This is a genomic window from Pseudoxanthomonas sp. z9 (assembly GCF_006542425.1).
Taxonomy (GTDB): Bacteria; Pseudomonadota; Gammaproteobacteria; order Xanthomonadales; family Xanthomonadaceae; genus Pseudoxanthomonas_A.
Map to the genome: position 1 here is coordinate 303,105 of NZ_VFID01000004.1, position 17,744 is coordinate 320,848.

Genomic DNA, 17,744 nt, shown 5'->3' on the forward strand with positions numbered 1-17,744 from the left:
CCGGGGAGAGGCTGGATGAACCTGTTGCGGACCACGCGGATGCTGCCCGCGCTGCTGATGGCGGCGCTGTTCCTGTCGATGGGCGCACAGGCGCGGGCCGGCAATGCCGATGGCGCCGAGGCCCGCCGCGATGCCGCCATCGCCAGCCTGATGCAGCGCTATGACGGCCAGGTGCCGGGCGCATCGTTGCTGGTGCTGAAGGATGGCCAGCCGGTGGTCGAACGCGGCTTCGGCCTGGCCAATCTGGAAGACCATGTGCCGGCCTCGGCGGAAACGAACTACCGCCTCGCATCGGTGACCAAACAGTTCACCGCCGCGAGCATCCTGCTGCTGGCCGAGGACGGCAAACTGAAGCTGGACGATCCGGTCAAGCGCTGGCTGCCCTCGCTGCCGGCCGCCGCCAACGTGATCACGATCCGCCACCTGCTCAGCCACACCTCGGGCCTTATCGATTACGAGGAGGTGATGCCCTCGGATCTGACAGGCCAGCTGCACGACATCGACGTGCTGCACATCCTCGAAGGACAGGACCGCACCTACTTCGTGCCCGGCAGCTCGTACCGCTACAGCAACAGCGGCTACGCGCTGCTGGCACTGATCGTCGGCAAGGCCTCGGGGCAGGATTTCGCCAGCTTCCTGCGCCAGCGCATCTTCCTGCCGCTGGGCATGGCCGACACGGTGGCGCTCGAGGAAGGTATCTCCACGGTGGTCAATCGCGCCTACGGCTACAGCGAGACCGATGGCCGCTGGGAGCGCACCGACCAGAGTCCGACCAGCGCCGTGCTGGGCGACGGCGGCATCTATTCCTCGATCCGGGATCTGGCGCGCTGGGATGCGGCACTCTACGACGAGCGCCTGTTGAAGAAGGCATCACTGGATCTGGCCTTCAGCCACGCCACGCCCACGCAGGAACCGGACGTGCCGTACTACGGCTTCGGCTGGCGCATCAACGGCGATGTGGTCTGGCATTCCGGCGAGAGCATCGGCTTCCGCAACGTGATCGTGCGCTATCCGAAGGAGAGGCTCACCGTCATCCTGCTGAGCAACCGCAACGATCCGGAACCCTATCGCACCGCTGTCGCCATCGCGGATCTGTTCCGCCAGCGCTGAGCCTCACTTCAGGTCGGCCAGGATCACCCGCGCCGCGTTGTGCCCGGGCGCGCCGGTGACGCCGCCGCCCGGATGGGTGCCGGCGCCGCACAGGTAAAGACCGGGGATGGCACCGCGATAACCCGCCTGTCCCAGCATCGGGCGGGCGCTGAACAGCTGGTTGAGCGAGAGCGCGCCATGGAAGATGTCGCCGCCAATCAGGCCGAAGGTGCGCTCCAGGTCCAGCGGGCTCAACACCTGCCGGCCCAGCACCGAAGCGGCGAAGCCGGGCGCGAAGCGATCCACCGTGGCGATCATGAGGTCGGCGACCTCCTCGCGGTGGTCGTCCCAGTTGCGCCCGCCTGGCAACACCGGCGCCACGTGCTGGCAGAACAGGCTGGCGACGTGCTGGCCCGGCGGCGCGAGCGAATCGTCCAGCGTGGAGGGAATCAGCATCTCCACGATCGGCTCGCGCGACCAGCCCTGCGCCAGCGCGTCGCGGTAGGCGCGATCCATGTAGTCCAGGCTCGGCGCCAGGATGATCCCGGCGGTCAGGTGATCGCCCTCGCCCGGCAAGGCGGTGAAATCCGGCAGGCGCGACAGCGCCACATTCATGCGGAAGGTGCCGGATCCGCAGCGCCAGTTCGCCATCCGCTCGCGGGTGGGCGCGGGCACGTCGTCCGCGCGCATCAGTTGTTCGTACAACAGCTTGGGATTGACGTTGGCCACGACCGCGCGTGCACGCAGGGTCTCGCCATCGGAGGTCACCACGCCGACCGCGCGGCCCCGTTCCACCAGCACCTCGCGCACGCCGGCGCCGGTGCGCAGTTCGGCGCCGGCCGCGCGCGCCGCGCCAGCCATCGCCTGGGTGATCGCACCCATGCCGCCGATGGCGTGGCCCCAGGCGCCCTTGACGCCGTTCACCTCGCCGAACACGTGGTGCAGCAGCACGTACGCCGAACCGGGCGTGTACGGACTGGCGTAGTTGCCCACCACGCCGTCGAAGCCGAACAACGCCTTGACCGGTTCGCTCTCGAACCAGCGATCCAGGTATTCGCCGGCGGAGATGGTGAACAGATCCAGCAGTTCCTGCCGCAGGGTCTCGTCCAGCGCATGCAGCTTCCGGCCCAGACGCGCGGTGCGCAGCAGTTCCGGCAAGGCTTTCCACCAGCCGCCATCGGTCAGGTTGGGCGGCGGCTCCAGGGCCAGCGCGCGCAGCACGTCGGCGATCGCGTCCAGGCGGGCCTCGTAGGCCGGCAGGCGCTCGGCGTCGCGGGCGGAGAACCTGGCGAACTCGGCGCGCGTCTGGCCGCCGCCGGTCAGCAGGTAGCCGCCGTCCTGCAGCGGCAGGAAGTTGTTGCGCCGGCGCTCGACCACCCGCAGGCCGTGTCCGGGCAGATCCAGCTCGGCGATGACCCGGGGCTGCAGCAGCGAAACCGTATAGGAAGCCACCGAATTGCGGAAACCGGGGTGGAATTCCTCCGTGACCGCGGCGCCGCCCAGCACCCCGCGGCGTTCCAGCACGGTCACCCTCAGGCCCGCCCTGGCCAGGTAGGCCGCGCAGACCAGGCCGTTGTGGCCTCCACCGACCAGCAGGACATCCCGGGAGGCGTTGCTCATGCCCCCGCCCCAGCCGGAACGCCTAAACGGAAGCCGGGGCCGGCAGCGGCCACAGCCGGGAGGCCGGCTCGCCTATAATTGTGATTCAGCACGCAAACTGGATGGCAGGGAACAGGCTTGGCGATCACGACGTTGGTCCGGGGAATGGGATTCCGCGCGGGGCTCTTGCTGGTCCTGGCGTTGGCCTGCGTTCCCGCGTTCGCCGAAGACTGGGTCTACCGGGTTCGTCCCGGCGACACCCTATGGGATCTGGGCGGCGCCTATCTCAAACCCGGAGTCGACTGGCATCGGCTTCAACAGCATAACCGCATCGCCGATCCCTACCGGCTCGCGCCGGGCACCCGCCTGCGCATTCCCTTGACCTGGTTGCGCCAGCAGCCGGCGCGGGCGCGGGTGGTGGCGTTGATTGGCAAGGCCACCACCATTACCAGCACCGGCACCTCGCAAGCGGTCAACGAAGGCATGGAACTGGGCGCGGGCAGCCGCCTGATGACCGCCGCGGGCGCATCGCTGAGCCTGCAGTTCGCCGACGGTTCCCGCATGCGCCTGCGCGAGGGCAGCGAACTGGTGCTGGACCGGCTGACCCGTTACGGCCGCACCGGCATGGTCGACACCCGCCTGCGACTGCAGCGCGGCCGCATCCACAATGAAGTCCGCCATCTGCGCGGCCCCGGCTCACGCTTCATCGTCGACACGCCCACCGCGTCCTCCGCCGTGCGCGGCACGCGTTTCCGCATCCACAGCGGCGACCAGGGGACCCAGGCGGAGGTGCTGGACGGACGCGTCGCGGTGACCGTCGGGCGGCATGCGACCTTGCTCAAGCCCGGCTTCGGCACGCACGCGCAAATCGGCGGTGGCGATTCGCTGCAGCCCATCGCGCTGCTGCCCGCGCCGGATCTGTCATCGGTCGCCGCGCACCAGGACAGCGTGCGTCCGCAGTTCGCCTGGCCCGCGGTCGCCGGCGCCGCGGGCTATCGTGTCCTGATCAGCCCGCACCCGGATTTCGCGGCGCTCGTCGCCGATCTCGCCAGCAGCGCGCCGTCGATCACCGCCCCGGTGCTGGAGCCCGGCCAATACCACCTGCGGGTCAGCGCGATTGACGGCGGCGGCCTGGAAGGCCGCGACGCCGACGCCGCCTTCGCCATCGAAGGCCGGCCGGTGCCGCCCTACGCCATCGCTCCCTCGGCCGGCAGCCTGGTCCGCCAGGACCGTCCGGCGCTGCGCTGGACCCAGGCGCCGGAAGCCCATCGCTACCGCTACGAAGTGGCGGACAACCCCGGGTTCCGCGACCCGGTCGCGCGAGGGGACGAAGTACGCGGAGAAGCGATCACCGTCGCAGAGCCGCTGGCGCCCGGCGCGTACTATTGGCGGGTGGGCAGCATCGATGCCCAGGGGAATAAGGGGCCATTTGGAGACGCCATCGAGTTCACGGTCCGCCCACTGGATCCGATCGACGACATCGATCTGGACAAGGAGGGCGCACGCGCCGGAGGCATCACTTTCCACTGGCGCGCGGGCCAGCCGGGCCAGCGTTACCGTTTCCAGATGTCACGCTCGCCGTCGTTCGACAAGCTGCGCGTCGACGAGGTGGTCGAACAGCCCGAAATCACCGTGCCCAAGCTGGCCGGCGGAACCTGGTACCTGCGCGCGCAGGCCATCGACACCGACGGTGAAACCGGCGAGTTCGCGCCGGCGCAGAAGGTCAAGCTGCCCTGCCGACTGTGCCGGGTGGGCGCCGGGGCAGGCGCGGTCCTGCTCCTGCTGAGCCTATGACCACCTCTCTTTCGACGCCCAAGCCCAGGAACCGCCTGCTGATCGCGCTGGGCGCGTCGGCGATCGTGGCCTGCCTGATCCTGACCGGCCTGGTCGCGCGGATGGATCAATGGCTCTACGACCGGCTCGGCCCGCTGGTCTCGCAGGAAGCGGACAACCGCATCGTCGTGGTCGCCATCGACGAAAAGAGCCTGGGCGAACTGGGCCGCTGGCCGTGGTCGCGACGCCAGCATGCGCGACTGATCGACGAGCTCGGACGCATCGGCGTGCGGGGCATCGGCCTGGATCTGCTGCTGTCCGAACCGGCGCTGTTCGACCCCGAGGGCGACGCCTTGCTCGCACGGGCGATGAGCCGGCACGGCAAGGTGGTGTTGCCGGTGCTGGCCGAAGCGACCCAGGCCAACGGACCGCTGGTGGAACTGCTGCCAATCCCGGAATTCTCCGCTTCCGTCGCTTCGCTGGGCCATGTGGACCTGGCCGCGGACGACGATGGCGTGGTGCGCAGCGCCTATCTGCGCGCCGGCCAGGGTTCCCCGCGCTGGCCGGCGCTGGCACTGGCGCTGAGCCAGTTGGACCAGCCGCTGGCCCAGAATGACGATCTGCCCGGCGAACGCCTGTCGGATCAGGACCAGGCCTCGCCGCAACGCTGGGTGCGCGATCATCGCGTGCTGGTTCCCTACGCCAGCCCGCCGGCCGGATTCGCCCAGGTTTCCTACACCGACGTCATCCACCAGCGCGTGCCGGCGTCGCTGTTGCAGGGACGCTGGGTGCTGGTGGGCACCACCGCGATGGGAATGGGCGACACCGTCAACGTGCCGGGCCAGCGTGGCGGACGCGGACTGTCCGGCGTGGAGTACGAGGCCAACGTGCTCAACATGCTCATCCAGGGCAGCGCCATCACGCCGATGTCGCTGGGCGCGCAGTTGCTGCTTTCGGTCCTGCTGGTATCGCTGCCGATGATGCTGTGCGGCTTCCCGGCGTTCCGCCAGATCTGGCGCCCGGCGCTGGCCACGATCGCCCTCACCTTGCTGTTTTCCCTGCTGTTGCTGCAGTTCGCGCGGTTATGGTTCCCCGCTTCGGCCACCCTGCTGGTGCTGGCGACCGGCGCGTCGGTATGGGTGTACCGCCTGATTCGCCGCACCCAGCGCGCCGCCCAGACCGACCCGCTGACCGGACTGGCCAACCGCAACAAGTTCAACCACGCGCTGGAACAGGAACTGCGCGCAATCCAGCGCACCCACCTGCCGATGTCGCTGCTGCTGCTGGACATCGATCACTTCAAGCAGCTCAACGACAGCCAGGGGCACGCCAGCGGCGACGCGGTGCTGCGGTTGCTGGCGCGGGTGCTGCGCGGACGCGCGCGCCGCCCGCGCGATGTGATCGCGCGATTGGGCGGCGATGAATTCGCGGTGCTGCTGCCGGAAACCTCCGCGCAGGCGGCCGCCACCATCGCCACCACCATCCACGTCGACCTGGCCAATCTCGCCGCCCGCACCGAGCGCGCCCTGGATGCGCCTCCGTTCACCGCCAGCATCGGCATCCACACCACCCAGGCCGGCGACAACCTGGATTCGGCGGAAGTGTTCGAACGCGCCGACGCGGCGCTGTACCAGGCCAAGCAGGCCGGCCGCAACCGCAGCGTGAGCCACGCCGCCGCGACGCCCTGACCGGCGCCAGCCGCAAGTCTTTTCAGACGTCTCAGACGTCCAGTTGCATGCCCGGCCGCGCCAGTTCCGCGGTCACGCCGAAGCGCTCGCCGATTTCGCCGGCCAGCGCCTCGCGCGCGCGATCCTCGCCATGCACCAGCACCACCGGCGGCGAGGGTTCGAAGCCGCCGTACCACCCCAGCAATCCGGCCTGGTCCGCATGCGCGGACAGGCCGCCGATGGTGTGGCACTTCGCGTTGACCCGGTGATCGCGGCCGTGGATGCGTACCCAGCGCGCGCCATCGACCAGCCGCCGTCCCAGCGTGCCCTCGGCCTGGTAACCGACGAACACCACGTGCGTGCGCTGCCGGTCCAGGTTGTGGGCCAGGTGATGCTGGATGCGGCCACCGTTGGCCATGCCCGAACCGGCGATGATGATCGCACCGCTGGTGATCTGGTTGATCGCCATCGATTCGGCGGTGCTTTCGGTGATGTGCAGGTTGGGCAGGCGGAACGGATTGGGCGAGCCACGCCAGACTTGCTGTGCTTCCATGTCGAACAGGTCATGGTGGCGCCCGTATACCTGCACGACCTTGCCGGCCATCGGGCTGTCCAGGAACACGCGCCAGCGCGACAGGTTCCATTCGTCCCAGTGGCGCGCGAACCAGTACAGCAGTTCCTGGCTGCGGCCGACCGCGAACGCGGGTATCAGCACGTTGCCGCGATCGGCCCAGGCCTGTTCGAGGATATCGCCCAGCTCGCGCACCGTGGCCGGACGATCGCGATGGTTGCGATCGCCGTAGGTGGACTCCATCAGCACCAGATCCGCCTCGCGCACTGGCGAAGGGTCGCGCAGGATCGGCGTGCCCTTCTGGCCCAGATCGCCGGAGAACACCAGCTTGCGCCCGTCGGCCCAGACCTCGACGATGCTGGAACCGAGGATATGGCCGGCATCGCGGAAGGCGATGTCCACGCCCGCCAGGATCGGCTGTCGCTGGTCGTAGGCAGATGGTCGTACCTGTGCCATCGCCGCCTGCACGTCCTCGCGTCCGTACAGCGGCTGGATCTCGGGCTCGCCGTCGCGGCGGCGGCGGTTGGCGCGTTCGGCGTCCGCTTCGGCCAGCGAGGCCGAATCCATCAGCATCACCGGCATCAGTTCGGCGGTGGCTGCCTGCGCGTGGATCGGCCCGCGGAATCCCCGCCGCACCAGCAGCGGAATCCGGCCGATGTGATCGATGTGGGCATGGCTCACCACCAGGGCGTCCAGCGACGATGGTTCGAACGGGAACGGATCGGCGTTGCGCGCCTCGGCCTCGCGGCTGCCCTGGAGCATCCCGCAGTCCAGCAGGATCCGCCGGCCGCCCGCGTGCAGCAGGTGCATCGAGCCGGTCACCTCGCCGGCCGCGCCATGGAATTCAATCCGCATATCCGGCCTCCCTCGATGTCCGCCCCACCCTAGCATGGCGCGCCGGCCCGGCCGTGACATGCCGGCGGAAGCTGACGCGTACCATGACCTTCGACACCCCCCGCCTTTCCGGACGGGGAGTAGAGTCCGCGCACGTCCGTCTGGACAGACCTATCCCAACGCCCTCCCGGGCCGGAGTTGAAAGTGACCTTCCGTAAACCGCAGATGCTTCTCTTGTCCCTGGCCGTCACCGCGGCCCTCGCCGGCTGCTCCAAGCCCAACGAAGCCGCTTCCCCCGACGCCGCCGCCAAGGCCAGCGTCGACAGCGGCGAACTGCAGCTGAAGCTGGACGAGAGCAAGCTGCCACCGGTGAACCGCTTCCAGATCGCCGATCTGGACACCAGCAAGAACGCCTGCGCCGATTTCACCGGCTACGCCAACGGCAAGTGGCTGGCCGCCAACACCATCCCGGGTGATCGCACCAGCTGGGGCGCGTTCGAAATGCTGGATGAGCGCTCCACCGCCGTGCAGCGCCAGTTGGCCGAGCAGGCCGCCGCGCACGCCAGCGCCACCGGTGTCGAGAAGATCGTCGGCGATCTGTGGGCCACCGGCATGGACGAGGCCAAGGTCAACGCCCAGGGCATCGAGCCGATCAAGGCCGACCTGAGCGCGATCGACGGGCTGTCCAGCAAGGAAGCCGTCGTCGAGTACCTGAGCGCCAACGCCGCCAAGGGCCGCAACTTCCTGTTCGGCTTCGGCGGCGAGGCCGATTTCAAGGATTCCTCGATGGTGATGGCCTACGCCTCGCAGGGCGGCCTGGGCCTGCCGGATCCGGAGTACTACACCAAGGCCGAGAACAAGGAAAAGCTGCAGGCCTACGAGGCCCACATCGCCAAGGTGCTGGAACTGTCGGGCGTGGCCGTCGCTGACGCCGCCAAGCAGGCCAAGGACGTGGTCGCGTTCGAAACCCGCCTGGCGAAAGCATCCAAGACCAGCGAGGAACTCTCGCGCGACGTCTCGCTGTACTACAACCCGGTCACCCTGGCCGACGCCGACAAGCTGACCCCGAACTTCTCCTGGACCCGGTTCTTCGAATCGCAGGGCGTGAAGGCGGACAAGTTCTCGCTGGCGATGCCGGGCTTCCACCAGGAAGTCAGCAAGATGCTGGGCGACACCGACCCGGCGATCTGGCGCGCCTACTTGCGCTTCCATACGGTCGACGGCGCCTCGCCGTACCTGAGCGAGGCCTTCGTCAACGAGAACTTCAACTTCTACGCCAAGACCCTGCGCGGGCAGAAGGAAATCAAGCCGCGCTGGAAGCGCGTGCTCGACACCGTGGAAGGCGAGGCCGGCGAAGCACTGGGCCAGATGTACGTGAAGGTCGCCTTCCCGGCCGAGTCCAAGGCCAAGATGGAAACCCTGGTCGGCAACCTCCGCACCGCGCTGAAGACCCGCCTGGAAAACCTGCCGTGGATGAGCGCGGAGACCAAGCAGAAGGCCATCGCCAAGTGGGAAACCTTCACCCCGAAGATCGGCTACCCCGACAAGTGGCGCGAGTGGACCGGCCTGGCCACCAGCCGCGACAGCTACATCGGCAACGTGCTGGCCGCGCAGGAGTTCAACTACAAGTGGAACCTCGGCAAGATCGGCAAGCCCGTGGACAAGACCGAATGGGGCATGCCGCCGCAGATGGTCAACGCCTACTACAACCCGCTGCAGAACGAGATCGTGTTCCCGGCCGCCATCCTGCAGCCGCCGTTCTTCGATCCCAACGCCTCGGATGAAATGAACTACGGCGGCATCGGCGCGGTGATTGGCCATGAAATGATCCACGGCTACGACGACCAAGGCTCGCGCTTCGGACCGACCGGCAACATGGAAGTGTGGTGGACCGACGGCGACGCCAAGGCGTTCTCCGGCCTCACCGGCAAGCTGGTCAACCAGTTCAACGGCTACACCACCGAAGGCGGCGGCAAGGTCAACGGCAGCCTGACCCTGGGCGAGAACATCGCCGACCTGGGCGGCCTGGCGACCGCGTACGAGGCGATGAAGAAGGCCACCGAGGCCACCCCGGATCCGAAGACCGACGGACTGACCCGCGACCAGCGCTTCTTCCTGAACTGGGCCACGGTGTGGCGTCGCAATTTCACCCCGGAAGAGCTGACCGTGCGCCTGAAGACCGACCCGCACGCGCCGGCCAACTTCCGCGCCATCGGCGCTCCGTCCAACCTGCCGGCGTTCGCCGCGGCGTTCCAGTGCAAGGCCGGCGACGCCATGGTCCGCGACGGCGACAAGCAGGTGGTGATCTGGTAATCCGGACTACGTTCGGAAACACCCTTCGAAGGCCCGGGAATTCCCGGGCCTTCCTCGTTTCCGGACCAGCCCTGGAAGTGTGCGCCGCGTTCAGGGAGTGCCAGCCCTGCTTGCTAGAATCCGCCAACTCCAACACCCCGGATTCCCTGATGTCGAAGACCCGCGCCGCCCTTGGCCACCCCTCCCTGCTCGCCTTCGCCCTGGTCGCCGCGCTGGGCATCCCGCAGGCCGAAGCCGCCAAGAAGAAAGCGCCGCGCGCTCCCGCCGTCAGTCCCGCCTGCAGCGACTTCTATTCGCACGCCAACGCCGACTGGCTGAAGGCCAACACCACGCCGGGCACGAGCGCGCTGGGCCAGCTGCGCGAGCGCGCCGAACAGCAGCAGCGCGACCTGCTGCAGGCGGCGATGCAGTCGCCGCAGGGCCACGTGCAAAAGCTGCTGGGCGACTTCTGGGCCAGCGGCCTGGACGAGGCGGCGGTGGAAGCCGACGGCGCCAAACCGATTGCACCGCTGCTGGATCGCATCAACGCCATCAAGAAGGCGAAGGACGTCGCCCCGGCGATCGCGGCCCTGCACCAGGTCGGCATCCCGGTTGCCTTCAACTTCAGCCCCGACGTCGATCTGCGCGCGCTGGATCGCCATATCGGCTACTTCATGCAGGGTGGCCTGGGCTTGCCGGATCCGGCGTACTACACCCGCAATGACGCCGACACCAAGCAGGTGATGGATCGCTATCGCGCCTACGTGAAGCAGATCCTCGCCCTCACCGGCACCGCGCAGAATCGCCTGGACGCGGACACGCAGGCGGTGCTGGATCTGGAAACCCGCCTGGCCCAGGTTTCCAAACCGCTGCTGGACCTGCGCAATCCGCTGTCCAACTTCGCTCCGGTCACCACCAAGGAACTGGGCAAGCAATACCGCAACCTGCAGATCGACGCCTTCCTCAAGGCCCAGGGCGTCAACGACGACACCGTGTCGATCGCCGATCCGGCGCTGTTCAAGCAGATCGACGCATTGGTCGCCAGCCTCAAGCCCGACCAGTGGAAGGCCTACCTGCGCTGGCGCGTGGGCGATGCGATGGCCCCGTACCTGGCCAAGTCGTTCCGCGACGCCGATTTCGAGTTCCGCGGCAAGGTCCTGCGCGGCGAAACCACCCCGCCGGCCCGCTGGCAACAGGTGCTGGACGCCATCAACCTCGCCGCGGGCCCGATGCTGGGCAAGGAATACGCCGAACGCTACCTGCCCAAGGCCAGCGACCAGCAGGCCGAGGCGATCGCCGCCCAGGTGCGTGACGCGCTGGGCCGCGCCATCGAACGGGCGGCCTGGCTGAACGATGGCGCCAAGAGCGAGGCCAAGGCCAAGCTGGGCAAGCTCAAGATCGAGGTCGGCACGCCGCACCGCGACGTCGACTACAGCGTGCAGCCGATGGGTCGCGGCAGCTTCGGCGGCAACATGCTGATCGCCTCTACCTGGCGCCACCGCGAGGAAATGAAGCGGATCGGCAAGGGCAACGCGGATCGCCGTTGGGATGTATTGCCGCAGCAACCGGCGCTGGCCTACGACCTGGCCCAGAACCGCCTGATCGTCACCGCCGCGGTGCTGCAGCCGCCGGTGTTCGATCCGCAGCGCGATGCCGCCGGCCAGTACGGCGCCTACGGCGCGCTGGTGGGACACGAGCTCAGCCGCGGCTTCGACAACAAGGGCCGCATGGTCGACGCCAAGGGCGAACTGCGCGACTGGTGGACCGCCCCTGATCTGACCGCCTGGAACGCCATCGGCGCGAAGATCGCGGCGCAGTACGACGCCTTCGCCTACCCCGAACTGAAGAACGTCAAGGTCAATGGCAAGCTGGTCCAGGACGAGGCATTGGCCGACCTGGCCGGTGTCGAACTGGCATGGGATGCCTTCATCACCGCCGAGCCGCAGGCCGCCGTCCCCGCCAAGCAGTCGTTCTACACCGCCTGGGCGCAGTTGTGGGCGCAGCGCATGGATGCCGTCGAGGCCGCCCAGCGCGCCGCCACCGACGTGCGCGCGCCAGGCCTGTGGCGCACCAACGCGCCGCTGTCTAACCAGGCAACCTTCGGCCAGGCCTTCAGCTGCAAGCCGGGCCAGCCGATGCAGCGCAAGGACGTGGATCTGATCGGCGAATGGCGCTGAAACGGCAGGCCGGAAAAGCAAACAAAAAACGGCGCGGAAACGCGCCGTTTTTCTTTGTGCGGCTTCCTCCCCGGGAGGAGTGCCGTCCGTTCGGATCGATTACTTGACGATCCGCATCCTCGGCCCCGGCGGCCGGCGCTTGCCGAACGGCGGCTGCCCACGCCAGTAGCGGATCATCAGCCAGCCAAAAATCATGCCGCCGAGGTGGGCGAAATGACCTATACCGGCTTTCGTTCCGGTGATTCCAAAGAACAGTGCCAAAGCACCATAGATGATCACCAGCGTGCGGGCGCGAATCTCCATCGGAATCGGAAACACGATCATGCGCTGGTTCGGGAACAGCATGCCGTAACCCAGCAACACCCCGAACACGGCGCCGGAAGCGCCCATTGAATAGATGTTGGGACCACCGCTGGCCAGCACCCACGAACTCACCAGCAACTGGCACAGGTTGGCGCCGATCAGGCAGACGAAGTAATAGGTGGTGAAGCGTTTCTCGCCCCAGGTGGCTTCCAGCGGCGAGCCGAACATCCACAGCGCCAGCATGTTGAAGAACAGATGGCCGGGGCTGCCATGCATGAAGCCGCTGGTGAGCAGTTGCCACAGCATGAAACCACCGTCACGGGGGCCCACACCCGTGAAATCGATGGGCCACTGGACAAACAAATCGGTGACCGCCGCCCCCAGAACCTGTTGGAACAGAAACACCACCACATTGGCGATCAGCAGCGCGCGGGTAACCGGCAGCACGGGAGGGAACATGGCTCGCATCCTTCGGGAACGGCCCCATGATAACCGCTGGGTTTCAGCCGCCCGGCGGCCCCCACAGCGCCTCGTCCAGCGTGCGTGCAGCTTTCACCCCGCGTACCCGTCCCTGCTCCACCCGCACGCCTTCGGCGCGCAACCGCTGGCTCTGTTCGCGGTAGCCCTTCGAGCCTTCTGGAAAAGCGATACGCCCATCCGATCGCAGGACCCGGTGCCAGGGCAGCCGCACGTCGTCGTTGTTGCTGAGGATGCGCGCCACCAGCCGCGCCCGGCCCGGCAACCCCGCACGACGCGCGACCTCGCCATATCCGGCCACCTGGCCGCGCGGAATCGCGCGGATGGCCGCGAGGATCTTCGCTTCCGGCGTGGCTTCCGCCATGGAGGGTCGTTCCGTTCGATGGATGCCGGAAGTGTGGCGCCTGCCCCGCCCGCTGGCTACCCCGGCCACCGCAAACCGGCCTACCATACGGTTCTGGAATTTCCCGAGTCCGCCACGCCATGAAGAATTTCGAACAGATCCGCAGCCACCTGACCACTTCCGGCTACCGGGTGTCGGTCCAGGAGCCCTATGTGGCCTGCGTGGAGCTCTCGCTGGACAGCGGCAGCCGGCACCAGGCCATCTTCCTGTCCGAACTCAGCAACGACGACGAGCGCAGCTACCTGCGGGTCAGCACGGTCATCGCGCCGATCACCGGCGTCGACGCCCGCCGCGCGCTCGGCTTCAACTGGCACAGCAGCGTCGGCTACCTGGCCATCGGCGAACTCGACGGCGTGCCCTACCTGCAACTGTGCGAAAACCGCCCCTACGACGGCCTCACCCCGGCCGAAGTCGATCGCCTGGTACTGGAAATCGGCGGCCTGGGCGATCGCATGGAACGCGCGCTTTCCGCCGAAGGGGACTTGCTCTGAGGGCGGGAATCGAGAATTGGGAGTAGGGAATCGTCAAAGCAAAAGCTGTGTCAGCCGCGCCTTTACGATTCCCGATTCTCCATTCCCTATTCCCGTATCAAGCCCAGCCCAGCGCCTGCAACAACTTCAGCAGGCCATAAGCGATACCGCCGGCAGCGGGGATGGTCAGGATCCAGGCCCAGATGATCCGCTCGACCACGCTGAATTTCAGCGCGCGCGGGTTCTTGGCGAAGCCCACGCCCATGATCGCCGTGGAGATGCTGTGGGTGGTGGAGACCGGCATGCCGAAATGCGCGGCCACGGTCAGGATGGTGGCCGAGCTGGTTTCCGCGGCGAAGCCGTTGATCGGATGCAGCTTGACCATCTTGTGGCCGAGCGTCTTGATGATCTTCCAGCCACCCGAGGCGGTGCCCAGCGCCATCACCACGGCGCAGGTCAACACGATCCAGGTCGCGATGTCCTGCTCGCCGGCGCTGCCCGGGTGCAGGAACGCCAGCCAGGCCGGCAGGTCGTTCAGCGCACCCGTGGCCTCGGCACCGAACAGGGTCAGCGCGATGATGCCCATGGTCTTCTGCGCGTCGTTGTGGCCGTGCGCGTAGCCCATGTAGGCGGCCGACAGGATCTGCGCCTTGCCGAAGAACTTGTTGACGAAGTTCGGACGCGCCAGCCGGCGCAGCCAGCCCGTCGCCCGCGAGAGCAGCGCGATCAGGCCCCACAGCAGCAGCATCACGCCGATGCCCAGCAGGAAGCCGGCGATCGGCGAGCTGATCATCGGCACCACCACCTTCCACAGGATGCCCTTGTTCTTGGTCCAGTCGCCGACCGCTTCGGACCAGATCAGCGCGCCCCAGTCGTTGTGGGCCGCGGCCAGCGCGGCGCCGCACAGGCCGCCGATCAGCGCATGCGAGGAGGAGGACGGCAGGCCCTTCCACCAGGTGATGAGGTTCCAGACGATGCCGCCCAGCAGCGCGCACAGGATTACCTGCGAGGTGACCTCGACCACGCCGGTGTCGATCAGGCCGGAGGCAATCGTCTTGGCGACCGCGGTGCCGGTCAACGCGCCCACCAGGTTCATGATTGCCGCCAGCATCACCGCCTGTCCGGGCGAGAGCACCTTGGTGGCGACCACGGTGGCGATGGAATTGGCGGTGTCGTGGAAGCCATTGATGAACTCGAACACGAGCGCGGCCAGGATCACCACCAGGACCAGGGTCAGCATGGGGCGGTCCTCAGCTGTTCTTCAGCACGATCTGGTAGGCGACCACGCCGGCCTCGCGGCAGCGGTCGATGGCCTTTTCCAGGATCTCGAAGAACTCCTTGAGCAGGAACATCTGCAGGTGGTCCAGGCGGCCGGAATAGATGTCGCGGTAAAGCTCCAGCATCAGCCGGTCGGCCTCGTTCTCGATCGCGCGCAGCTTCTCGTTGAGCGCGGTCATGCGATCGATGTTCATCTTCTTCAATTCGTGGACCATCTCCAACACCACCGCGGCGGCCTGTTCCAGCATCGCCGCGCGCGGCGCGAAGTCGATGCCTTCCAGGTGCTGCAGGGCCAGCGAATAGCGATCGGCGAACTTCTCGATCTGCTTGGGAATCTTGTACAGGGCCGAGCCCAGCGCCTCGATGTCCTCGCGCTCGATCGGGGTGATGAAGCTGTCCACCAGGGCCTGGCTGATCTTGTCCGAGGTCGCGCGCTCACGCAGGCGGGCCAGCTTGAAGGCGTCCAGCGCCGGCTGGCGGTCGCTTTCCTTCATCATGGCGTGAAGGGCCTTGGCGCTGTCCAGGGCGGCCTCGGCGGCCTCCTCGAGCAGGGTGTAGAACTGCTGGCCGGAGCCGAAAATGGTCTGCAGCGAGAACATCGGGGGAATCCCGCCGTCACGGGGCGGACGGCTTTAGGGGCGGAATTATGACTGTTTAGTGACCATCCTGGCGACGCCCCCCGGCATCCGGACGCCCCTTCCGGTCCCCGCCACGAGCCCGCCGGCCCAGGTTTGGTACACTCCGCCGGCACCCTAGGGGTGCACCCTATGGAAGACGACCCTACCTCCCCCTCGCACTGTCGCCCGCGATACGCATCCCCGGCGGCGCCCTCTCCGGCCATGACGGAGGGCCGCCGTGCTTGAACTGCTGATCGTCGTCGCCCTGATCATCCTGAACGCCTTCTTCGCCCTGTCGGAGATGGCCCTGATGACCTCGCGCAAGCTCAAGCTGAAGCAGATGGCCCAGGAAAGCCGTGGCGCCCGCGTAGCCCTGCACCTGGCCGAGCATCCGGACAACCTGCTGTCCACGGTCCAGATCGGCATCACCCTGATCGGCATCCTGGCGGGCGTGTTCGGCGGCGACGCCATCGGCGCGATCATCGCCGGCTGGCTGGCCGAACTGGTGCCGGGCATCCAGCAGTACGCCCGCCCGATCGGCATCGGCACCGCGGTCACCCTGATCACCGCCGGCTCGGTCATCTTCGGCGAACTGATTCCCAAGCGGCTGGCGCTGACCAATGCCGAGGCCATCGCAGCGATGGTCGCCATCCCGCTGGACTGGCTGTCGCGCATCGCCCGTCCGGTGGTGTTCGTGCTGGGTGCGATCAACCGCGCCGTGCTGCGCCTGCTCGGCATCCGCGACGACAACCGCGGCGCGGTCACCGAGGAGGAAATCCGCCTGCTGGTGACCGAGAGCCACGAGCAGGGCGTGATCGACGTCGACGAGCGCAACATGATGAACCGGGTCATGCGCCTGGGCGATCGCACCGCCGACAGCCTGATGACCCCGCGCAAGAAGATCGTCTGGCTGGATACCGCCGCCGACTACCAGGAAAACCTCGAGGTCATGCGCGAATCCCAGTTCTCGCGCTTTCCGGTCTACCGGGCCGGCGACCAGGACGTGGTCGGCGTGCTGGAGGTCAAGTCGCTGCTGGATCGCTTCGCCGACAAGTCGCCGGAGATTTTCCGCAACCTGCGCGAGCCGCTGTTCGTGTCCGAATCCACCCATGCGATGAAGCTGCTGGAGATCTTCCGCGAGGAACAGCAGTCACTGGCGCTGGTGGTGGACGAGTACGGCGAAATCCAGGGCCTGGTGACCATCAGCGACCTGATGGGCGCGGTGGTCGGACGCCTGCAGTCCGCGGAGAACAACGAGGACGCCGCGCTGGTGGTCGTGCGCGACGACGGTTCGCTGCTGGTGGACGGCTCGCTGCCCAACGACGATCTGCGCGAACTGCTGGGCGGCGTGACCCTGCCCGACGATGACGAGTACAACACCATCGCCGGCCTGGTGATCGAACGCTTCGGCCGCATCCCGCACGTGGGCGAATCCTTCCAGTTGGACGGCTGGCGTTTCGAGGTCGTGGACCTGGACGGCGCACGCGTCGACAAGCTGCTGCTGCAGCGCTTGCCGGAGGAAACCGGCGAAGACGCCGCGGCCTGACCCCATGGATTCCACCTCGTCCCACCCGCCCCACGCGGGGACCCGCGCCCTGCTGGACGATTTCGCGCTCGGCGATCCCAACCAGGTCCTGCAACTGGGCGATCTGCTGTCCGGTTTCGGCCAGAGCGCGTTCGGCCTGCTGCTGTTCATCGGCGTGCTTCCCGCATTCATTCCCATCCCGGGCGTCGGGGGCGCCATCGGCGGGCCGCTGGTGATCCTGGTCGGCGTGCAGTTGCTGGTCGGCCTCTCCCGGCTGTGGCTGCCCGGCTTCATCGCCCGGCGTGGTCCGCATCGCAGTGCGTTGATCACTTTCCGCACCCTGCTCTCGCCCTGGCTGGCGCGGCTGGAAAAACTGATCCGCCCGCGCCTGCACGCGGTGCTTGATCACAAGCTGGCGCTCTCCTTCACCGGCCTGCTGCTGATACTGCTGGGATTGCTGCTGGCCCTGCCGATTCCGTTCACCAACTACGTGTTCGGCGTGCTGTTGCTGCTGTTCGCGCTGGCCCTGCTGGAACGTGATGGCGCGTTGATGCTGGTGGCCTGGGTGGCGGGCGGTACGGCAGTGATCGTATTCGGCTTCCTGTCCGGCCACCTGGTCGCCGCCACCACCGAGTTCATCGCCCGCTGGTTTTCCTGACCCGCAGGAAC

The 17,744-nt window shown here is 67.5% G+C and carries 14 protein-coding genes; 8 read left to right on the forward strand and 6 right to left on the reverse strand.

Features of this window, described 5'->3' with window-relative positions; genetic code table 11:
- Positions 1-78 precede the first annotated feature (78 nt).
- Complete coding sequence (locus tag FG323_RS05955; protein WP_255470084.1) at positions 79-1,110, forward strand: serine hydrolase domain-containing protein; 1,032 nt, start codon at positions 79-81, stop codon at positions 1,108-1,110.
- Between the two features lie 3 nt (positions 1,111-1,113).
- On the opposite strand, the gene FG323_RS05960 is transcribed toward FG323_RS05955, so the two are convergent.
- Complete coding sequence (locus FG323_RS05960) at positions 1,114-2,709, reverse strand: NAD(P)/FAD-dependent oxidoreductase (RefSeq protein ID WP_141453606.1); 1,596 nt, start codon at positions 2,707-2,709, stop codon at positions 1,114-1,116.
- A 165-nt stretch (positions 2,710-2,874) separates the two neighbouring features.
- Here FG323_RS05960 and FG323_RS05965 point away from each other — a divergent pair, with 165 nt between their 5' ends.
- Both FG323_RS05965 and FG323_RS05970 read left to right on the forward strand, forming a co-directional pair.
- Entirely contained in the window at positions 2,875-4,482 is a 1,608-nt protein-coding gene (locus tag FG323_RS05965; protein ID WP_181444098.1) for a FecR domain-containing protein, read from the forward strand.
- The gene (locus FG323_RS05970; protein WP_141453608.1) at positions 4,479-6,149 is read left to right on the forward strand and encodes a CHASE2 domain-containing protein; all 1,671 of its coding nucleotides are present in this window, start codon (positions 4,479-4,481) and stop codon (positions 6,147-6,149) included. Before FG323_RS05965 ends, FG323_RS05970 begins: the two co-directional genes overlap by 4 nt.
- Before the next feature lie 31 nt (positions 6,150-6,180).
- Here FG323_RS05970 and FG323_RS05975 read toward each other — a convergent pair whose 3' ends face one another.
- Positions 6,181-7,554 carry an MBL fold metallo-hydrolase gene (locus FG323_RS05975; RefSeq protein WP_141453609.1) on the reverse strand — a complete coding sequence of 458 codons (1,374 nt, stop codon included), beginning with the start codon at positions 7,552-7,554 and terminating at the stop codon, positions 6,181-6,183.
- A gap of 204 nt (positions 7,555-7,758) precedes the next feature.
- Here FG323_RS05975 and FG323_RS05980 point away from each other — a divergent pair, with 204 nt between their 5' ends.
- The gene (locus tag FG323_RS05980; protein ID WP_141453610.1) at positions 7,759-9,846 is read left to right on the forward strand and encodes a M13-type metalloendopeptidase; all 2,088 of its coding nucleotides are present in this window, start codon (positions 7,759-7,761) and stop codon (positions 9,844-9,846) included.
- Between the two features lie 149 nt (positions 9,847-9,995).
- Positions 9,996-12,002, forward strand: a complete 2,007-nt coding sequence (locus tag FG323_RS05985) for a M13 family metallopeptidase (protein ID WP_141453611.1) — start codon at positions 9,996-9,998, stop codon at positions 12,000-12,002.
- Positions 12,003-12,101: 99 nt separating this feature from the next.
- On the opposite strand, the gene FG323_RS05990 is transcribed toward FG323_RS05985, so the two are convergent.
- Both FG323_RS05990 and FG323_RS05995 read right to left on the reverse strand, forming a co-directional pair.
- Positions 12,102-12,764: a rhomboid family intramembrane serine protease gene (locus FG323_RS05990; protein ID WP_141453612.1), complete on the reverse strand. Its 663-nt coding sequence runs from the start codon at positions 12,762-12,764 to the stop codon at positions 12,102-12,104.
- A gap of 43 nt (positions 12,765-12,807) precedes the next feature.
- Positions 12,808-13,146, reverse strand: a complete 339-nt coding sequence (locus FG323_RS05995) for an MGMT family protein (protein WP_141453613.1) — start codon at positions 13,144-13,146, stop codon at positions 12,808-12,810.
- Between the two features lie 119 nt (positions 13,147-13,265).
- Between FG323_RS05995 and FG323_RS06000 the strand changes: the two genes are divergently transcribed.
- Positions 13,266-13,676, forward strand: coding sequence for a hypothetical protein (locus FG323_RS06000; RefSeq protein ID WP_141453614.1), 411 nt, complete (start codon positions 13,266-13,268; stop codon positions 13,674-13,676).
- A gap of 97 nt (positions 13,677-13,773) precedes the next feature.
- Here FG323_RS06000 and FG323_RS06005 read toward each other — a convergent pair whose 3' ends face one another.
- Together FG323_RS06005 and FG323_RS06010 are read right to left on the reverse strand one after the other, a co-directional pair.
- Positions 13,774-14,895, reverse strand: coding sequence for an inorganic phosphate transporter (locus FG323_RS06005; protein ID WP_141453615.1), 1,122 nt, complete (start codon positions 14,893-14,895; stop codon positions 13,774-13,776).
- A 10-nt stretch (positions 14,896-14,905) separates the two neighbouring features.
- Positions 14,906-15,532: a DUF47 family protein gene (locus tag FG323_RS06010; protein WP_141453616.1), complete on the reverse strand. Its 627-nt coding sequence runs from the start codon at positions 15,530-15,532 to the stop codon at positions 14,906-14,908.
- Positions 15,533-15,788: 256 nt separating this feature from the next.
- On the opposite strand from FG323_RS06010, the gene FG323_RS06015 reads away from it, so the two are divergent.
- Together FG323_RS06015 and FG323_RS06020 are read left to right on the forward strand one after the other, a co-directional pair.
- Positions 15,789-17,096 (forward strand): hemolysin family protein, encoded by a 1,308-nt coding sequence (locus FG323_RS06015; protein ID WP_141453617.1) that lies wholly within the window; start codon positions 15,789-15,791, stop codon positions 17,094-17,096.
- A 4-nt stretch (positions 17,097-17,100) separates the two neighbouring features.
- Positions 17,101-17,733, forward strand: coding sequence for an exopolysaccharide biosynthesis protein (locus FG323_RS06020; protein WP_141453618.1), 633 nt, complete (start codon positions 17,101-17,103; stop codon positions 17,731-17,733).
- Positions 17,734-17,744: the final 11 nt, after the last annotated feature.